General features: G+C 58.6%; 15 protein-coding genes and 3 tRNA genes. 7 read left to right on the top strand and 11 right to left on the bottom strand.

Annotated elements, in window-relative coordinates; genetic code table 11:
* The first annotated feature begins 21 nt into the window (after positions 1 to 21).
* Positions 22 to 1,314, top strand: coding sequence for an adenylosuccinate synthase (locus HY36_RS14285; protein ID WP_035554247.1), 1,293 nt, complete (start codon positions 22 to 24; stop codon positions 1,312 to 1,314).
* A 9-nt stretch (positions 1,315 to 1,323) separates the two neighbouring features.
* Here the strand turns inward: HY36_RS14285 and HY36_RS14280 are convergent, their stop codons facing one another.
* The 4 genes from HY36_RS14280 to cpdR form a co-directional block, all read right to left on the bottom strand.
* The gene (locus HY36_RS14280) at positions 1,324 to 1,599 is read right to left on the bottom strand and encodes a hypothetical protein (protein ID WP_035554245.1); all 276 of its coding nucleotides are present in this window, start codon (positions 1,597 to 1,599) and stop codon (positions 1,324 to 1,326) included.
* 65 nt (positions 1,600 to 1,664) lie between these two features.
* Positions 1,665 to 1,739, bottom strand: a tRNA-Val gene (locus HY36_RS14275).
* A 44-nt stretch (positions 1,740 to 1,783) separates the two neighbouring features.
* A complete protein-coding gene (locus HY36_RS14270; RefSeq protein WP_035554243.1) occupies positions 1,784 to 2,104 on the bottom strand; it encodes a hypothetical protein in 321 nt (106 codons plus the stop codon).
* Positions 2,104 to 2,463 (bottom strand): cell cycle two-component system response regulator CpdR, encoded by a 360-nt coding sequence (gene cpdR, locus HY36_RS14265; RefSeq protein ID WP_035554241.1) that lies wholly within the window; start codon positions 2,461 to 2,463, stop codon positions 2,104 to 2,106. Before cpdR ends, HY36_RS14270 begins: the two co-directional genes overlap by 1 nt.
* Before the next feature lie 150 nt (positions 2,464 to 2,613).
* Here cpdR and HY36_RS14260 point away from each other — a divergent pair, with 150 nt between their 5' ends.
* The 3 genes from HY36_RS14260 (at position 2,614) to hisN (ending at position 5,078) form a co-directional block, all read left to right on the top strand.
* Entirely contained in the window at positions 2,614 to 3,543 is a 930-nt protein-coding gene (locus tag HY36_RS14260; protein WP_241764218.1) for an N-formylglutamate amidohydrolase, read from the top strand.
* A gap of 290 nt (positions 3,544 to 3,833) precedes the next feature.
* The gene (locus tag HY36_RS14255) at positions 3,834 to 4,229 is read left to right on the top strand and encodes a helix-turn-helix domain-containing protein (RefSeq protein ID WP_035554240.1); all 396 of its coding nucleotides are present in this window, start codon (positions 3,834 to 3,836) and stop codon (positions 4,227 to 4,229) included.
* A gap of 33 nt (positions 4,230 to 4,262) precedes the next feature.
* Entirely contained in the window at positions 4,263 to 5,078 is an 816-nt protein-coding gene (hisN, locus tag HY36_RS14250; protein ID WP_035554238.1) for a histidinol-phosphatase, read from the top strand.
* Positions 5,079 to 5,081: 3 nt separating this feature from the next.
* Here hisN and HY36_RS14245 read toward each other — a convergent pair whose 3' ends face one another.
* Complete coding sequence (locus HY36_RS14245) at positions 5,082 to 6,083, bottom strand: TraB/GumN family protein (RefSeq protein WP_081806208.1); 1,002 nt, start codon at positions 6,081 to 6,083, stop codon at positions 5,082 to 5,084.
* 131 nt (positions 6,084 to 6,214) lie between these two features.
* Between HY36_RS14245 and HY36_RS14240 the strand changes: the two genes are divergently transcribed.
* Together HY36_RS14240 and arsH are read left to right on the top strand one after the other, a co-directional pair.
* Positions 6,215 to 6,291 (top strand) — tRNA-Arg (locus HY36_RS14240).
* Between the two features lie 141 nt (positions 6,292 to 6,432).
* Complete coding sequence (arsH, locus tag HY36_RS14235; RefSeq protein ID WP_035554236.1) at positions 6,433 to 7,152, top strand: arsenical resistance protein ArsH; 720 nt, start codon at positions 6,433 to 6,435, stop codon at positions 7,150 to 7,152.
* 19 nt (positions 7,153 to 7,171) lie between these two features.
* Here arsH and HY36_RS14230 read toward each other — a convergent pair whose 3' ends face one another.
* The 4 genes from HY36_RS14230 to HY36_RS14215 all read right to left on the bottom strand — a co-directional run bounded on the left by HY36_RS14230 (position 7,172) and on the right by HY36_RS14215 (position 13,450).
* Positions 7,172 to 8,230, bottom strand: coding sequence for a DUF6607 family protein (locus HY36_RS14230; protein WP_155841946.1), 1,059 nt, complete (start codon positions 8,228 to 8,230; stop codon positions 7,172 to 7,174).
* Between the two features lie 92 nt (positions 8,231 to 8,322).
* On the bottom strand, positions 8,323 to 8,793 hold the full coding sequence (locus tag HY36_RS14225; RefSeq protein ID WP_035554234.1) for a MarR family winged helix-turn-helix transcriptional regulator: 471 nt from the start codon (positions 8,791 to 8,793) through the stop codon (positions 8,323 to 8,325).
* A 4-nt stretch (positions 8,794 to 8,797) separates the two neighbouring features.
* Positions 8,798 to 10,795: a tetratricopeptide repeat-containing sulfotransferase family protein gene (locus HY36_RS14220; RefSeq protein WP_035554232.1), complete on the bottom strand. Its 1,998-nt coding sequence runs from the start codon at positions 10,793 to 10,795 to the stop codon at positions 8,798 to 8,800.
* 84 nt (positions 10,796 to 10,879) lie between these two features.
* Positions 10,880 to 13,450, bottom strand: coding sequence for a TonB-dependent receptor (locus HY36_RS14215; protein ID WP_035554230.1), 2,571 nt, complete (start codon positions 13,448 to 13,450; stop codon positions 10,880 to 10,882).
* A gap of 250 nt (positions 13,451 to 13,700) precedes the next feature.
* On the opposite strand from HY36_RS14215, the gene HY36_RS14205 reads away from it, so the two are divergent.
* Positions 13,701 to 15,335, top strand: coding sequence for a BCCT family transporter (locus tag HY36_RS14205; protein WP_081806207.1), 1,635 nt, complete (start codon positions 13,701 to 13,703; stop codon positions 15,333 to 15,335).
* 19 nt (positions 15,336 to 15,354) lie between these two features.
* Here HY36_RS14205 and HY36_RS14200 read toward each other — a convergent pair whose 3' ends face one another.
* The gene (locus HY36_RS14200) at positions 15,355 to 16,644 is read right to left on the bottom strand and encodes a hypothetical protein (RefSeq protein ID WP_035554225.1); all 1,290 of its coding nucleotides are present in this window, start codon (positions 16,642 to 16,644) and stop codon (positions 15,355 to 15,357) included.
* 119 nt (positions 16,645 to 16,763) lie between these two features.
* A tRNA-Arg gene (locus HY36_RS14195) sits at positions 16,764 to 16,840 on the bottom strand.
* Positions 16,841 to 16,883 lie beyond the last annotated feature (43 nt).

The following is a 16,883-nucleotide window of genomic DNA, read 5'->3' as shown; positions in this document are numbered from 1 at the left end:
GGACTTTCAGGAGCAGGAATCATGGCCGGAGTAGTGGTTGTCGGGGCCCAGTGGGGCGACGAAGGCAAGGGCAAAATCGTCGATTGGCTATCCAGCCGCGCCGATGTCGTGGTGCGCTTTCAGGGCGGCCACAATGCCGGCCACACGCTGGTCATTGACGGCAAGACGTTCAAGCTGGCGCTGCTGCCCTCCGGCCTCGTGCGCGGCGGCAAACTCTCCGTCATTGGCAATGGCGTCGTGGTTGATCCGTGGCACATGCTGGAAGAGATCGACGGCATCCGCGCGCAAGGCGTTGATGTGACGCCGGAAACCCTGATCCTGTCTGACAATGCCTCCCTTATCCTGCCCTGGCACAAGGACATCGACGCTGCCCGTGAAGGCGCGCTCGGCGCTGGCCAGATCGGCACGACAAAGCGCGGCATCGGCCCGGCCTATGAAGACCGCGTTGGCCGCCGCGCCATTCGCGTCGCAGATCTGGCAGATCCGGCCGCACTGGACCTGAAGATCGAGCGCCTGCTCGCCCACCACCGCCCACTGCGCGCCGGTGTTGGCCTGCCAGAGCCAGACGGCCCGGCGCTGAAGGCTGAATTGCTGAAAATTGCTGACAAGGTCCTGTCCTACGCACAGCCGGTCTGGAAACTGCTGGATGAGGAAGTCCGCGCTGGAAAGCGAATCCTGTTCGAAGGCGCTCAAGGCGTGATGCTGGACGTTGACCACGGCACCTATCCCTTTGTGACCTCTTCAAACGTGGTCGCCGGAAACGCATCTGCCGGATCGGGCGTCGGCCCCGGCGCAATCTCCTACGTTCTCGGCCTCGCAAAGGCCTACACCACCCGCGTCGGCGCGGGCCCCTTCCCCACAGAACAAGACAATGAGATTGGCGAACGCCTCGGCACGATCGGCCGCGAAGTTGGCGTGAACACGGGCCGTGCGCGTCGTTGCGGCTGGTTTGACAGCGTCATGGTCCGTCAGGCTTGCGCCACCTCCGGCGTCAACGGCCTCGCCCTGACCAAGCTGGACGTGCTGGACGGGTTTGACGAGATCAAGGTCTGCGTCGCCTACAAGCTGAACGGCAAGGAAATCGATTACTATCCTGCTGGCCTCACCGACCAGGCCGCTGTCGAACCGATCTATGAAACCATGCCCGGCTGGAAAGATTCGACCAAGGGCGCACGCTCCTGGGCCGATCTGCCGGCCGAAGCGGTGAAATATGTTCGCCGTCTAGAAGAACTTGTCGGAAAGCCCTGCGCCCTCGTCTCCACCTCGCCAGAGCGCGAAGACGTGATCCTGATGAAAGACCCGTTTGAGGCCTAGAGGTCTCGCTCAGGCGCTCATCAGGCTTCCGACCCATTTCGTGGTACCGGCTTTCATGCCCTTGAACTTGGGCAAGGCTGCCAACCGCCCGACGAACAGCGCATCCGGCTGAGCCAGCCGTTTAACGTGGTGATAGAGCTTTGACTGGGTTTCCGGCGTGGACACCAGAAACAGACGATCCTCCAGCTTGCGCGCCGAATGAGAGACGTTTTCCGCCTCCAGCACGTCGCCGCCCTTGTAGTAAACGATAAACATGTCTGACTGAGGCCAGTCGGAATCAAGCATGAGAAAACCCGCTGTTTTCGCAACCTACGCAGCGGACAGGAATTTGTTTCACAGCTTTTGGAAAATGGTGGGCGGTACAAGGTTCGAACTTGTGACCCCTACGATGTCAACGTAGTGCTCTACCACTGAGCTAACCGCCCGATCCAGTCGGAAGCAGGGGTAATGGATAATTCAGCGCCCGGCGTCAAGACGGCTTTGTCGTTGTAACCACGCAGAGTGCAATTTTCTGCAGTAGCGCATCCGGCGTCTCGGGATCTTCAGCAAAGAACCAGACCTCTCCGAATGGATCATTTGCGGAAAAGGCGTGCCCCTCAAACCGAAAAGATAGCCAGTGGCCAAGTTCGGACGGCGTGAGAGAAATGATCTCCAGGCCGGCGAGATCTTTCAGCCGAAGAATACAATCATCCAGATTCATTCTGGCGGGCGCATCAAAGAAATGACGCCCGGCATCACGCGACACAGATTTCAGCAGTTTGGGCGTCTCGTTGGAGTCGCCCCGGTCCATCAGGCAGCCATGACCTTGTCCACCTCATCCACGATTTCGCGGAGATGGAAGGGCTTGGAAAGGACCTTGGCGCCCGCAGGCGTCGGCGCACCGGATGACAGGGCAACAGCGGCGAACCCGGTGATGAAGACGATTTTCATGGCAGGATCGAGCTCAGCGCCGCGGCGCGCCAGCTCAATGCCATCAAGGCCTGGCATCACGATATCGGTGAGGAGAAGGTCGAACACTTCACGCTCCAGCGCGGACAGGGCGCTTTCGCCGTCGGCATAGTCCTGAATCTCATGTCCCGCCCGGCGCAGGGCGGCGGCCAGGAACATGCGCATGGAATCATCATCTTCAGCCAGCAGAATCTTGGTCACGCTGAATGTCCCTCTTCTCAATATAACCCTAAGCATAAAGACGCAGTTCGGTAAATCAGGCGTGAATATTGTCAGGATCCACCGCTCAAATATTGGCGCAGCTCAGCGAAAAGGCTTGACCTTCAAGCAAACAGGGAAACGATGCGCCGGATGACAGATGCTCCGCAATTTCTTGACAGGGCTGAGGATTTTCAGACCTCGCAAACGCCAGAAGGCAACACGCGTGGCCTGCCAAGATACGCCATACCATTCCGGCTAGAGCCGCCAGAAAAAATGCGTGCACCTGTTGTTTTTGCCTCCCCGCACTCCGGAAACCTCTATCCGCAAGACATGCAATCGGCCCTTTGCGTGCCGCTTGCGCTCGTCAGACGCACCGAAGATGCCTTCGTGGACCAGTTGTTCTCGAGCGTTCCGGGACAGGGTGGCCTGCTGATTGCCGCAAAATACGCGCGGACTGTCACAGATTTGAACCGCGATCCCAGAGAACTGGATCCCGGCATGTTCAGTGACGGCGTACCACGCGCTTGCGGACTGCCGACAGCAAGAGTTGAGGCAGGGCTGGGGTGCCTGCCCCGGGTCGCTGCCCGCGGCGAAGCCATTTATGCACGCCTCCTCACCCGGGCGGAGGGCGAAGCCCGCCTGGCTGGCATTCATGATGTCTATCATCAGTGCCTGGCCACCGAACTTGCCAGCCTGAAGGAGCGACACGGTCAAGCCTTCCTGATCGATTGCCACTCCATGCCCAGCACACAACCCGGGCGACGCAATCTGGCGGATATCGTGCTTGGAGACCGGTTCGGATCAAGCTGCGATCCGCGTCTGACCAGCCGGATAGAACGGGCGTTCCGCGGGCTCGGGCTGAGCGTCGCACGCAACGCGCCTTATGCCGGTGGATATACAACCCGTCGCTATGGCCGGCCCAAGCGCGGCTTCCACGCGATACAGATCGAGATCAATCGCGGTCTCTATATGAATGAGGATGCGGTTACGCAGAGCGCAGGCTTTGAGCCGCTGCAGCAAAAATTGTCCGACGTTGTCACCGAGATCCTGAGCGTGGCCGACCTCATCACGTCCCGCTGAGGCAACACACGCACTTCAACCTCAAGACCTTGTTTTCAAAAAAAAGGGCCGCGCTACGAAAGCGCGGCCAAGGTCAAAGGGAGGAAACGCCAGAGGCGTCTGCACCGGAGTGCAAGGACAGGTTTATGTTGCGCCGCACAAAACGCAACCACTGAATCGGGATTTCTCTGCATTTTGAGATTACAGGCCAAAAAATGGGCATTTGTGCCCAACGGCACACCATTTGCGTCGCTCCAGCCAAACTATCCCGTTTTGGGACTGATACCGGTCCCATCCGTTAGGAGCTGAATATGGCTGATGAAACAGACCTTCACGTAGGCAAGCGCCTTCGCCGCCGCCGCCGCCTTCTGGGCATGACCCAGCAGGACCTCGCAAGTCAGGTAGGCGTGCGCTTCCAACAGATCCAGAAATACGAATGTGGCGCAAACCGCATCACAGCTTCCCGCCTCTTTGAGCTGGCCAAGGCAATGAATGTTTCTGTCCAGTATTTCTTCGACGGTATCCCTTCGCCCAACGCCCCCGACGCGGCAAACGATGCGGAGCGTATGGAAGGCGACATTCTTTCACAGAAAGAGACTTTGGAACTGGTCCGCGCCTATTACCGCCTGGGTGAGCGCCCACGTAAACGCCTGCTGGAACTGGCCAAGGCGCTCGAAGGCGACACGAGCAGCTCCGGCGTCGCTTGACGGGTGCCGCCGGGCGGGGCAAGCCCTGCTCCGATGACAAAAACCTTCTCCCTTGAAGATGAGCTCGCCTTTGCCAGGCGACTCGCAGATGCGGCCTGGACAGCGATCCGGCCGCATTTTCGCGCTCTGGATACAGTCGACAACAAGATGGGCGCGGCGCAATCCGCGTTTGATCCTGTCACGGCAGCAGATACCGCGGCCGAAGAGGCCATGCGCGCGCTGATCGAAGCGGAAAGACCCGACCACGGCATCACCGGAGAAGAATTCCCCGCAAAGCCGTCAAAGAACGGCTTTACCTGGTTGCTGGACCCGATTGACGGCACCCGCGCCTTCGTTGCGGGACTGCCAAGCTGGACCACGCTGATCGCGCTCTGTGACGCATCCGGAACGCCAATTATCGGCGTGATTGACCAGCCGGTTCTGGATGAGCGCTATCTGGGATGGCCTGACGGCGCGGCATTGGAACAGGATGGCCAGCAAACCCCGATCCGCGTGTCTGACTGCAAGGATCTGCGCGAAGCTGTTATCTCGACGACAGATCCGTTCATCCTGACACCCGCCGAAGAAGGCGCCTGGACGCATTTGCGCGCGACCGCGCGCATCGGCCGTTACGGTCTGGATGCCTATGCCTATGCCCGGCTCGCTGCAGGCACAATTGACCTTGTCGCGGAAAGTGGCCTGAAGGCATGGGATGTCGCGGCCTTGATTCCCGTTGTGCGCGGCGCGGGCGGACTCGCCACTGATTGGCGCGGCAATCCGCCAAAGCTCGGTGGCCAGATTGTCTGTTGTGCAAGCCAGGAAATTCTGGATCAGGCCCTGCTCGCCTTGCGGCGCTCAGCCGAAAGCTGATCTTCAGGGGCCTTCCACCTCGTAGCCCTTCGCCTCAAGCAACTTGATCACGCTGTCATCGCCGGCCAGATGACCTGCGCCCACGGCAATCAGGCTCGTGCCCGGTTCATCCAGCATCGCTTCGATCTTGCCGACCCAGATTTCATTGCGCGCCTTGAGCAGTGCGTCATAGACCTCATCCGATCCCATCATGTCGGGGTTGGACATCAGAAGGCCGATCCCGTTCACATCGCCATCCACCCATTCGGAAACCAGCGTGTCCAGCACGTCGCCGCCCTCTTCGATGGATTCCGCCGAACTGATCAGGAAATCGACCTGAACATCTGTCGGCATGTTGGCGAGCCGGCCAAGTTGCTCATCAATCGTTTCCAGATATTCGAAGGACTTGTCCGCTTCGCGTGCCTCGGCGCCGATAACCATTTCGACCCCGGAGTTGGGATCATATCCCTCGCTCTGGATCTGAAGCACTGACAGATTCACCGCTGCCCACCAGGGCTTCATCGGCTCAATCGCCCCCAAAGGCAGGCCGACATGATCCAGCGCCTTTTGAAGCTCCGCTTTCTCCAGATCGCTGAGCAGGTTCGACAATTGTTGCCCGCCGCCAAGCATGCCCTCGGTCGAGATGAATTTCATCATCTCCGACGCGGCGGCCTGGCTGGTGACATCTGCCTCGAAGACGATGGTGTCAGCGTCTGTCAGAGCCGCGTCCAGCGCATCACTCCGCCAATCGAGTCCCGGCCGCAACAGATGAACCGTGCCGAAGATGTGAAGCGTCGTATCCTCATCGCTGAGCGTCCAGAGCGCGGGCTCCCCTGCCCCACGGGATGCCTGCGCTTGCGCGAGCGCGTCCGCATAGGCGGCTTTCTGAGCTTCCAGCTGAGCGGCGCGGTCTGCCGCTTCGTCCTGAACAGGGGCATCTGGCGCGCTCTTTTCCGAACCGCAGGCTGAAACGCCGAGCAGCAGCGCGAGCGCGGCGCCAGTCATTGCCGTGGATAAACTCCGCATATGTCACTCCTGAAATCCTCGTTGATCCAGACCTATCCCAATCCTTCCGGTACGCAAGCGCCAAGCTTGGCCAGAACGGCAATCCGGCGTTGCACTCGGCCCGTGCATGCCGTATTCACCGGCTTCGGCTCGCACCCATAGCTCAGCTGGATAGAGCGCTGCCCTCCGAAGGCAGAGGTCAGAGGTTCGAATCCTCTTGGGTGCGCCATTCCTGCTTCTTCGTTGGGGAATTGGCTTGAGGTTGCATCCTGAAGCGTGGCGCCCCCGATATTTCAATATCTGTTGAAATTTAATGACGCGCCTCCACATACACGGCAACGCACCCATCTCACGAAGGTCCAAGCCGTTTATGAAATCTGATAGATCCTTGCCTGCCCTCGATGCCTCAAGCTTCCAGGAGGTCGACCGCGATGCGCTCCTTTCCCCGCCCCTGAGTGATCACAAGCCCCGCATCCTCCTGTTGCACGGATCTCTGCGCGAGCGGAGCTATTCCCGGCTTGCCAATGAGGAGGCTGCGCGCATCCTCCAGAAACTTGGCTGCGAAACGCGTGCGTTTGATCCAGCCGGCCTTCCCCTGGCGGATGGCGCCGATGAGTCCCATCCCAAGGTTCAGGAATTGAGGGACCTTGTGATGTGGTCCGAAGGCATGGTCTGGTGCTCACCAGAGAGACATGGTGCGATGTCCGGCCTCATGAAAACACAGATTGACTGGATTCCCCTCTCGCTCGGAGGCGTCAGGCCAACGCAAGGAAAGACGCTTGCCGTCATGCAAGTGTGCGGCGGATCACAGAGCTTCAATGCGGTGAATCAGTTGCGGATTCTTGGACGCTGGATGCGCCTGATCACGATCCCGAACCAGTCTTCGGTCGCGAAGGCTTTTCTGGAGTTTGAAGACGACGGCCGCATGAAGCCGTCGCCCTATTATGACCGGATCGTCGACGTGATGGAGGAACTCGTGAAGTTCATCCTGCTGACACGCGATCGCGCAGACTATCTTGTAGATAGGTATTCAGAGCGAAAGGAGAGCCCTGAAAAGCTCTCGAGACGAGTCAATCAGCAGCGCATCTGATCAAAACTCTTGGCACCAATCACTCGGCGTCTTCTGAATAGTGACCGGTCGGGCGAAGTCGGTCTTCCAGACTTCCGAGATCGCTCGTTACAAAGTTATTGATCAGCTTACGGGCCTCTTCTTGCGCCTCCATATTGTCCTTGCTGCCGTCGGCCACTTCGGCCGCGAGACTGAGAAGCGGCATGTAGAGTGCCTCGGTTTCGCCTTTGATGGTGATCGCGAATGCCTCATTCTCCGCCTCGATTCGACTCCAATGGTCGCGCACACCAGCCCAGAATTCGGCGGTGCCGCTCCAATAGTCCGTCGCGATCTCGGTTTCGAAATCATCGTCGCGGCGATAGGTGTTCAGCCCCATCTCACGGGCCAGGATCTGAGGCGCATCACCGCTCAGTATGATTTTGCTGTTGTCTTGCTCATGTACCCAGCCCCACGGCGTGATGACATGCCGGTTCATGGCGTTAATGGCGTGATAGTCATCGCGCGTGGTCATGTCACGGCGCGGCAATGGACGCCATTCATGAGGAGGCTGCCATTCGGCGACACCATTCTCGTGCGACCAAGCCGCAACTGCGCCATAGCGCGGGGCATCATCCACCTGATAGACGGTTTGCGACCAGGTTCCGGCTCGCTCTTCTGCAGGCACATCACGCCACTCCCAGGCGTTGCCGCCGACAAAGGTCAGCACACGCGCTGGCTCATACTGCCAATCCTGACGCCAATGCTTGATGGCCATCTTGTGTTCACCGCCCACCACGAGAATGTGCTGCAGACTGATGAAGTCTCCGCGGTCTTCGACCACCAGCACAACTTCATCACCGCCAGAGACCTTGCGCGGCTTCAGATAGTAATCATCGGGGAAAGACACGGTCTCGTTGAAGTCGAACTTTACCTTGAAGTTTCCGGCCATGGACAAGATGGCTTCGCGGTCTGCCTGAAACTGGCTATCCGGCGTGTCTGCGACGAACTCGGAGACTGGCATCGGTGCTGTCTCTGCAGCCACGGGTGCTGTCGCACAACCAGCCAGCCCGGCGCTCGCCAGAAGGGAAAAGGAGAAAACGATCCGACTCATCGCAGCCATTGGTAGCCCTCTTAATACTTGCCTCCCCGGAACGGGTGAGAGGGCGCTCTAGCATCAATGATAATGATTTGCAATTGCATATAATGCGGCTGCTAGCCAAGATCCCCGATATCAAGGAATGGCGCCGCATCAAGCTCCTCTGCATCGAGCAGGCGTGCCGATCTCTCCAGCGCTGCAACCAGCATGGATTGCTGCCAATCCGGCAATTTGTCGAAGCGAGTGGCAAAAGTTTCGTGCAACGGGTCTGGTGCCACAGACAGCGCGGTCTTGCCCGCTGGCAGCAGGCTGAGCCAGACCTTCCGGCGATCAGTATCACAGCGACGACGTGCAATCAGTCCGCGCGCTTCCAGCTTGTCCACAAGGCTTGTTATCGTCGCGTGTTTCAATTGCGTGATTTCTGCAACGTGTCCTGCTGAGAGCTCGCCTTGTTCTTCCAGCATACGCAGCACTGTCATCTGCGAAGGAGTCAAACCGGCTGTCTGGGCGAGCCGTTTCGACGCCAACTCCGTCATGCGCTGGATCTTTCGAAGTGCAATCAGGGCATCATCAGATCGCGTACTCATCAGCCTAGTCCCGATAGTGCGTCAGGGCAGGCCCCAGCGCCGTTTTCAATGGCTCGAGATGTGCCTCATAAGGCCGCCACTGCTCAACCCCGCTTTTGTTAATGGGCTTGCGAACCTGCTCTGAACTGGCTGTGCGCACAGCGCGGTCTGTTTTGTGAAAGTCGACACAGGCCTGATCGAAAGGCAGCCCACAATAGTCGAGGATGCGCCGCACCTGCCCCCCCAGATCGTCGAGCACGTCTTCATGCTGAACGCGCAAGATGCGTCCTTCGGGCAGGACGCGCTCCCAATGCGCCATCAGGTCAACATAGCCGCGATAATAATTCCCGATGTCTTCCAGGCTGTAGGTAAACTCCTGTCCTTCCGCGAAAAGTTGCTTGAAGCCGGACCAGCAGCAATCCATCGGATGTCGCCGCGCATCAATGATCTTCGCATTGGGCAGGATCAAATGGATCAGGCCAATATGGCGGAAATTGTTCGGCATCTTGTCAGTAAAGAAGGCCGCTCCCTGACGATGGATGCGCGTAGTTTCAACATACTCCTCGCCCAGCGCCTGAAGATCGTCTGCGCCTAGTTCATGCAGTATGCGCGGATACCGCTCCCGATCCGTCAACTGCTTGCGCCCGCGAAGCCGATGGGCCAGCGACAGGATATTGGGCAGCTCCAGCGTTCCATCTACGTCCGGATGGGACGCAAGGATTTGCTCAATCAGCGTTGAACCCGCGCGCGGCAATCCCAGGATGAAGATCGGATCCGGCGCGTCACAGCCTTTTCCGGATTGGGCATCGAACAGGTCTTTCGTACAAATCGCCTTCTGCGCATCAAACTCTTCATGCATCTGTTCAGTCGTGTACCGAACAGTCTGATGCTTCAGCGCATTTCCCTGCGCATATGCGGCGAACGCTGCATCATGATTTCCGCGATCTTCCTGGGCCTTGCCCAACGCGAAGGCGATGTGAATGCGTGACATATGATCAATGTCAGGTGCTGAGAATTGCGCCTGCAGCCTCGCCAGCTCTTCGTCGTCAAATTTGTACGTCTTCAGATTGGCAAGTCCATACCAGGCATCCCCCTGCCCCGGCGCGACATCCCTTGCGGCGCGATATGACGCAATCGCATCCTCCGTCCGGCCATATGTCTTCAGCGCATGCCCACGGGACACCAGCGTTGCTGCATCGTCAGGAAGTTTTTGCAAGACCTTCTCGAACTGGTCCAACGCAGTTTCATAGTCACCGGCCTGCATGCTTTCGATGGCAAAATGGGATTGGAACACAGGGTTGTCCGGGTCGCGCGCCATCAGCGTTTTGGCTTGCTCCAGCGCCTCGGAAAACTTCTGACGCTTCCGCAACACCTGAATATAGTCGAGCCGTAGCTGAATATTGTCCGGATCAAGACCAACAGCGCTCTCAAGAAGAAAATCCGCATCTTCCTGCACGCCCAGTCTCGACCCGATATCGGCAAGCAAACGCATCCCCTCCACATGGGTCGGGTTCCGTTGAAGAAAGGCCCGCGCGATCTCTTCTGCGCGGAAGATGCGCCCCTCATGGATATGGTTGGTCACTGCCAGCAACTCACGGGGCAACGCTCGAACACGATCTGCTTGAGCGCGTGCATTCACCGCTGCTGTTGTATTTCCGGATTGCCCATACAACTCCGCAAGGGCTGTCCAGCTTGCCACAAGCGAGGGGTTGTACCGCGTCGCCCGCTCGAAGGCAGAGATCGCGCCCGCCATATCCCCAAGCTTGCGCTTCAGATGCCCCTCTTCCTGATACGCCCGGCCGAAATCCGGCGACACTGATTTCAACGCCGACAGATGCTGAGCGGCATCCTCATGACGCCCCACATACCGCGCGCTGACAGCGGCCATGTAAAGCGCATCCTTGTGTTCAGGGTGTTCTGCCAGAATTGCGTCCGCAATCGCGGCCGCCGCAGCAAAATTTCCTGACTGTATGGCCTTTTGCGCATCTCTCAGGGAAGCTTCCGGATCAGCTGTAGTCGTCATGGCGTGGCAAGTATCTCTCGCAAAAATGAAAACAGCGCCCTGAACGTGTCAGGGCGCTGCTTTGGTACCAAATTGGCGCCGGTCTTAGTAGTCGTAAGACACACGGATGCCGATCGTGCGCGGACGCATCGGCGTGATGCGCTCACGGTCGTAGACAAAGCTGCCGCTAAGCTCGGCATATTCGTTCGTCAGATTGGTGGCGAAGATCTCCGCGCCCCAATTGTCGCCCGTGACGCCAAGCGTACCGCCAAGCGTGACATAGCCATCAAGCTCCATCTTGTTGATCTCGATCACGTCGCTGACAGAATCATCCGAGAAAACAACCTGTGGCATCACATGCGCCGTCAGGCGCTGACCCGCGACTTCTTGCTCAAGGTCCCACTCATAACGCACACGCAGATTGCCTTGATAGGCTGGCGCAAACGCAAGGTCGGAACCTTCCTGAACATCATCTGTCGGCACGAGGACTTCGGTGATCTCCGTATCGAGCAGCGAGAATGCGCCCGCAACGGTCAAACCATCGACAGAGGCCGGCGCCCAGGTGAAGTCGCCTTCGAGACCCTGAATTTCAGCATTCGCCGCATTGTCCGAGAAGAACAGGTTCACGATAGACGGATCAAAGATCGTGGTCTGCAGGCCCTCAATGTCGACGAAGAAGGCGGAACCATTGAAGCGAAGCGAATTGTCGAACAGTTCTGTTTTCCAGCCCAGTTCGTAATTTTTCACTTCATCCGTATCGACCGCATATGGAACCGTGTAGCCACCCGGACCGGATGCACCGCCCGGACGGTTGAGCAGGCCTGCGCGGAAGCCTTCGGAATAGGTCGCGTAGAACATGACATCATCTGTCGGCGTCCACTCGCCGGTCATCTTGTAGATCATGCCATCCGTCGCGGCCTTGTCTGGCGCATCGGCGGGGCCATTCGGACCGTAGATGGCCGAAATGTTCGTACCGAACACTTGCTGATCGGTGTCAGCAAACAGGTTGAAGAAGGACGAGTTGGCGCTGCCTTCAAGGTCAACTTCAACATCATAATAGCGAGCCCCAACCGTGACGGCGAACTGGTCGGTCAGGTCGAACGTCGTCTCACCAAACAGACCAATTTGCTGGTCGGTCCGCAGCACGTCGTTACGGAAGATCACGCCTTCCGGGAACGGTCCGGCGACGCTGTAATAGCCCGGAGACGCGCTTCCGATCTCGCCGGTCACGTCCGTCTGGGTCAGAGGATAGTTCGGCGCAAAGCCGATCGAACCATCCGTATAGGCCACCTGTGTGGACCCCGGATAGACAAAGTCATTGCGCTCAGCCAGCTCAAGGTCGCTGTAGAAGGCCCCAAAGGTCGCGCGCCAGCGATGCTCGCTTGGCGTGTTGAAACGCAGCTCGTGCGTCTGAACCTTGGTTTCGCTGTGCGAATTCACGAACAGGTTCGGCGCATAGCACGTGCCGGTCGGTGCGCCTGCCGGATAAGTGACCGAGTAGTCACAGATATAGTAAGGCAGGTACTGACCGACAAAGAGGTAGTCGGAATAGTCAACTGTCTGGTCCGTCGTCCGGTCAGTATACGCACCGGTGTACAGAGCTTCCAACGCACCGAGGCGGCCTTCCAGCGTCCAGGACGTGTTGTGGAACTTGTCCTCAATGTTCTCTGGCGTGAAGCGAACGATGTCATAATCGTCCAGATCCGGGTCGGCGGCGAAAACGCCATCGGCCTCGATCTGCTGCTGGGCGTGCGTGATCAGCAAATCCCAGTCTTCGTTGATCTCGTAGAGACCGCTGAGACGGAAGCCCTGATAGGTAACATCGTTGATGTCATTCTCGACGATGTTGCCGTTGTTGGCGTCGACGAAGGTAACACCCGACAGATCAGCACCAGCCTGGAAGCCTTCGCGGTTGGCATTCACTGGCACACCATTGTCGCGGACCGTACCTTCAGCGCGGAAACGGGCCGAGTCACGAACAGACAATGTGCCGCCGACATTGTCGATGAAGCCGCCCTGAGTGTCCGTATAGATGACGCCGCGCAGCGCAAGCTTGTCGCTGACCGGAACGTTGACCATCGCTTCAACACTGTTGCTCATCTCACCGCCATCGGTGAAAGACGTCGACGCATTGAACCCGGCATCAAAACCGCTCAGCGAAGGCTTGTTCGTGATCATGCGAACTGTACCAGCCTGGGAGCTGGAGCCGAATAGCGTGCCTTGCGGACCGGACAGAACCTCAACGCGTTCGATATCAGCTGCGTAGACATCCAGGTTACGACCCGGCTGGGCCAGCGGCTGCTCGTCGAGATAGAAGCTGACGTTCGGCGCAAGGCCAGCCACACCGGCAACCGTCAAATTCGGCGTGGTCGAAGCCAGACCGCGGATATAGATCGTGTTCTGGCCGGGGCCGGACCCACCTGCCGTCACCCCTGGCAGCTGAACCAGATAGTCGGAGAAATTCTTGACGCCGAGTTCCTTGAGCTGCTGCTCACCGAGCGCAGTTACAGCAACCGGCACATCCTGCGCGCTTTCTGTCCGCTTCGTCGCGGTGATGGTCACCGTCTGCAGGCGTTTGGCGCTGGTAGCTTCAGCTGGTGCATCCTGTGCCAGTGCAACTGGCGCGACCAGACTGGCCATCGCAAACAGCGAGGCTCCGTACTTTAGCTTCTTCATATGTATTCCCTTTGGGTCGTCTCCAGCCATGGCGCGCCAAAAGCAGGCGCAGCTCGGAACAAATGGCTGCTCGATGCGTCCGAGGTACAGGTTTATTTCGATGATAGAAAGGTTTTGCCCAGCTATTCGCCTGCAAAGGATGGGAATCGCCTCACAAGTGTTGCATCAATGGCGCACTTCGTTGTCTAGGCGAGACATTTTCCTCACATCGATGCTTTGATAATCTACGGATTTGCGGCACAAGCCAGACATGGACACAGATACTTCCGACACGCCCGCCGACCTCATCCAGGAAGATGAAGAGGCGCTTTTCGTTTACGAAACGGACTATGAAATCGGGCAGGACAATATCGAAGTCGCCGGATTGGATATCCACAACCCCGTCTTCTTTCTCAGTGCGGGCCTCATCATCCTGTTTTCCGGGCTGACGCTTCTGTTTCCGACGGTGTCATCTCAATACCTGACCGCCGCCAAGACCTGGACCCTTCAAAGCGCGGACTGGCTCTTCGCCCTGACGGCGGTGCTGGTGTTCGGCTTCTGCATCGCATTGACCATCAGTCCGCTGGGCAAAATCCGCCTTGGCGGCCCCTCGGCGACACCGGACTTTTCGATCGTTTCCTGGGTCGCGATGCTGTTTGCCGCCGGAGTGGGCGTCGGCTTCATGTTCTACGGCGCAGCCGAGCCGCTAGCCTATTACACCGACTGGTACGGCATGCCGCTCAATGCCGAGCCGCTTACGGCCGAGGCCGAACGCCTTGCCTACAGCGCCACCATCTTCCATTGGGGCCTGGCGCCTTGGTGCATCTATGCGATCGTCGGCCTGTCGCTCGGCTTCTTCGCGCACAACAAAGGCCTCCCCCTCAGCATCCGGTCGGCTTTCTATCCCATTTTGGGAGAGCATGTCTGGGGCTGGCCGGGGCACATCATCGACCTCTTTGCTGTCGTCTCAACCGTGTTCGGGCTGGCCACAACAATCGGCATTGGCGCGACCCAAGCTGCAAGCGGGCTCGGCTATTTGCTCGGTTTTGAACCCAACGTGTACATCCAGATCCTGCTGATCGTGGCGATGACCGGTCTGGCTGTCCTGTCTGTTCTTCGAGGGCTTGATGGCGGCGTCAAACTGCTCAGCAACATCAATATGGGAATCGCCTTCGCCCTGCTCATCTTTGTGATCATTGCCGGCCCGACCATCCTGATCTTCACAGGCATGGGTCAGAACCTCCTGGCCTACATCACAGACATGCCCGCCTTGACGAATTGGGTACGCAGGCCGGACATCGCCTGGTTCCATGACTGGACGATCTTTTATTGGGCGTGGTGGATTTCCTGGTCACCTTTTGTCGGCATGTTCATTGCCCGTATTTCGAAAGGGCGCACTGTCCGCGAATACTTCGCGGTTGTGCTGTTCGCTCCGGTAACAATCGGCGTTATCTGGTTCACAGCCTTCGGCAAGACAGCCATCGCCCAGTTCAAATCCGGCACTGGAGAGCTTGGCGAAGGGATGAGCAGCGCTTCTCTCGTCCTGTTCCAGATGCTGGCTGACCTGCCGGCGTCCGCGATCACTTCAACGGCAGCCATCATGCTACTGGTCGTGTTCATCGTGACATCTGCAGATTCCGGGGCACTCGTCGTCGACACGATTACCAGCGGAGGCAAGACGGATTCTCCCCGGCGGCAACGCGTCTTCTGGGCGTGCCTGATTGGGTTGACCGCGTCTGCCCTGTTGTATGGCGGCGGGACGGATGTTCTTCAGTCACTTCAGGCTGGCACGATCACCGCTGCCCTGCCCTTTACATTGATCCTGCTGACCTGCTGCCTCAGTCTCTATATCGGCATGCGGGACGAATATCGCAGCATGAACCAGGGCGACGCCGCCGGACTCTGAGACCGCGGTCGCGGATCGCTCAGCAATTGTCCCACTCGTCCCGGCAATAGCTGGTATAGACCCAGCCATTGATGTTCACGACGGCCTTGTGGTCGAGGTCCGAAGACCCCGCTCCGGGGAACCAGCCGGCATGTCCGTACACAACCTCACCGCTGTCCAGCAGCAGGGTCACAACATGACCATCGAAATAGTATTGTCCCGCAACGGGCCCCTCTGTGCCACCACCTGCTAGAGATGATGCGCGCACGTGCCCAGCCATGAACCGACCATCCGGCAGGAAAAGGATGTCCCGGGGCTGCATTTCAGAAAGCGAGCGATTGCCGGCCAGCACATCGTCGAAATGAGAACGGCCGATGCCGACCCGCACGTCCAGCGCCGCGCCTCTCGCGAATTTCCGGTATGTCTCGGCCTTCCTGAAGGTGAATTTTCCCAACTTGAGGGACGCGCCGGACCAGTCCATGCGAGCGTCGAGGTCTTTCAAATCCAAGTCATCGACGGAGCCGCGCCAGAAGTACCGGTCGCATCCGAGCGCGACCTTCCATGGCGACTCATAATAGTAAGGGTCAAACAGTGCTGCGTCCCAATTCATGCAGGTGATGGCGCTCGCCGCAGAGTCTTGCGGACGTTTCGCGAACAGCAACAGGGTCTGGGTTTCTTCCTTGCCCGCAAAGCTGACCGAGTCGAAGCCGCCGCTGTCGATCATGCGCACCATGCCGACCGGCTTGCGGTCCGGCGAAACACGCTTTGCCAGCCCCTGCGCGCTCATGGCGGCCCGCACCTGATCGGCCGTCATGCCCGCTTCGGCGACCTGATAGCGACCCATCAGATACTCCGTGACCTCCTGCTGAATCTTTTCGGACAGCGCGGTTACACTCATCGCCGTTGGGCCGGCCGGCACGCCGCCCAAAATCTTGTTCTCCTCCACAAGCTCATCGAGGATCAGCGCACTTTGCAGTCCGCCCTCCTCCCAATGCCCCATTGAGATGAGGGTGCACCGGGCAACAGGTCCGCCACTCTTCGCGGAAAAGCCTGCAAACGAAGTTACAGTCTCCGCGCTCGCCAGGGATGGACACGCGGCCCGCCCGGCGAAAAAGCCTTTCACATATTCAAACTTCTCTTGCTGTGTCAGGTCCGGCCGGACATCGCTGACGATGCCGATATTGATCCCCGGCAGGTCAGGCCGTGTGAGATAAACGCTGTTGGGGGAGACTTTGACCGTCCATCCGGCCATTGGAATGTCCTGCGCATGGGCGGCTGGCAACAGGCTGGCGACCACGGCCATTCCAGCCGCGACAAAAAACGAACGCATAAGAGTCCCCACACTTAAACTGAATGCGCTCTCATTGTTCAACGCCCGCGCGAACAGGGTCAACCCGACCGCCCGGAAAAACCGGAAATGAAAGTTTCGAAGTGCGTGGAAAAGAATAATGGCACACCCGGAGCGATTCGAACGCCCGACCCCCAGATTCGTAGTCTGGTGCTCTATCCAGCTGAGCTACGGGTGCCTGCCTTTATTGAAGGCGGACACATACAGCGAGGAATCGGGGG

Origin of the sequence: Hyphomonas atlantica corrig. (assembly GCF_000682715.1) — a bacterium.
GTDB classification, from domain to species: Bacteria; Pseudomonadota; Alphaproteobacteria; order Caulobacterales; family Hyphomonadaceae; genus Hyphomonas; species Hyphomonas atlantica.
Note: the sequence above shows the minus strand (reverse complement) of the source record. Positions and strands in the feature narration are given on the sequence as shown.

Coding starts and splice junctions, on each gene's coding strand:
- HY36_RS14285 (WP_035554247.1), top strand. CDS start 22: ATGGCCGGAGTAGTGGTTGTCGGGGCCCAGTGGGGCGACGAAGGCAAG.
- HY36_RS14280 (WP_035554245.1), bottom strand. CDS start 1,599: ATGCTTGATTCCGACTGGCCTCAGTCAGACATGTTTATCGTTTACTAC.
- HY36_RS14270 (WP_035554243.1), bottom strand. CDS start 2,104: ATGGACCGGGGCGACTCCAACGAGACGCCCAAACTGCTGAAATCTGTG.
- HY36_RS14260 (WP_241764218.1), top strand. CDS start 2,614: ATGACAGATGCTCCGCAATTTCTTGACAGGGCTGAGGATTTTCAGACC.
- HY36_RS14255 (WP_035554240.1), top strand. CDS start 3,834: ATGGCTGATGAAACAGACCTTCACGTAGGCAAGCGCCTTCGCCGCCGC.
- hisN (WP_035554238.1), top strand. CDS start 4,263: ATGACAAAAACCTTCTCCCTTGAAGATGAGCTCGCCTTTGCCAGGCGA.
- HY36_RS14245 (WP_081806208.1), bottom strand. CDS start 6,083: ATGCGGAGTTTATCCACGGCAATGACTGGCGCCGCGCTCGCGCTGCTG.
- arsH (WP_035554236.1), top strand. CDS start 6,433: ATGAAATCTGATAGATCCTTGCCTGCCCTCGATGCCTCAAGCTTCCAG.
- HY36_RS14230 (WP_155841946.1), bottom strand. CDS start 8,230: ATGGCTGCGATGAGTCGGATCGTTTTCTCCTTTTCCCTTCTGGCGAGC.
- HY36_RS14225 (WP_035554234.1), bottom strand. CDS start 8,793: ATGAGTACGCGATCTGATGATGCCCTGATTGCACTTCGAAAGATCCAG.
- HY36_RS14220 (WP_035554232.1), bottom strand. CDS start 10,795: ATGACGACTACAGCTGATCCGGAAGCTTCCCTGAGAGATGCGCAAAAG.
- HY36_RS14215 (WP_035554230.1), bottom strand. CDS start 13,450: ATGAAGAAGCTAAAGTACGGAGCCTCGCTGTTTGCGATGGCCAGTCTG.
- HY36_RS14205 (WP_081806207.1), top strand. CDS start 13,701: ATGGACACAGATACTTCCGACACGCCCGCCGACCTCATCCAGGAAGAT.
- HY36_RS14200 (WP_035554225.1), bottom strand. CDS start 16,644: ATGCGTTCGTTTTTTGTCGCGGCTGGAATGGCCGTGGTCGCCAGCCTG.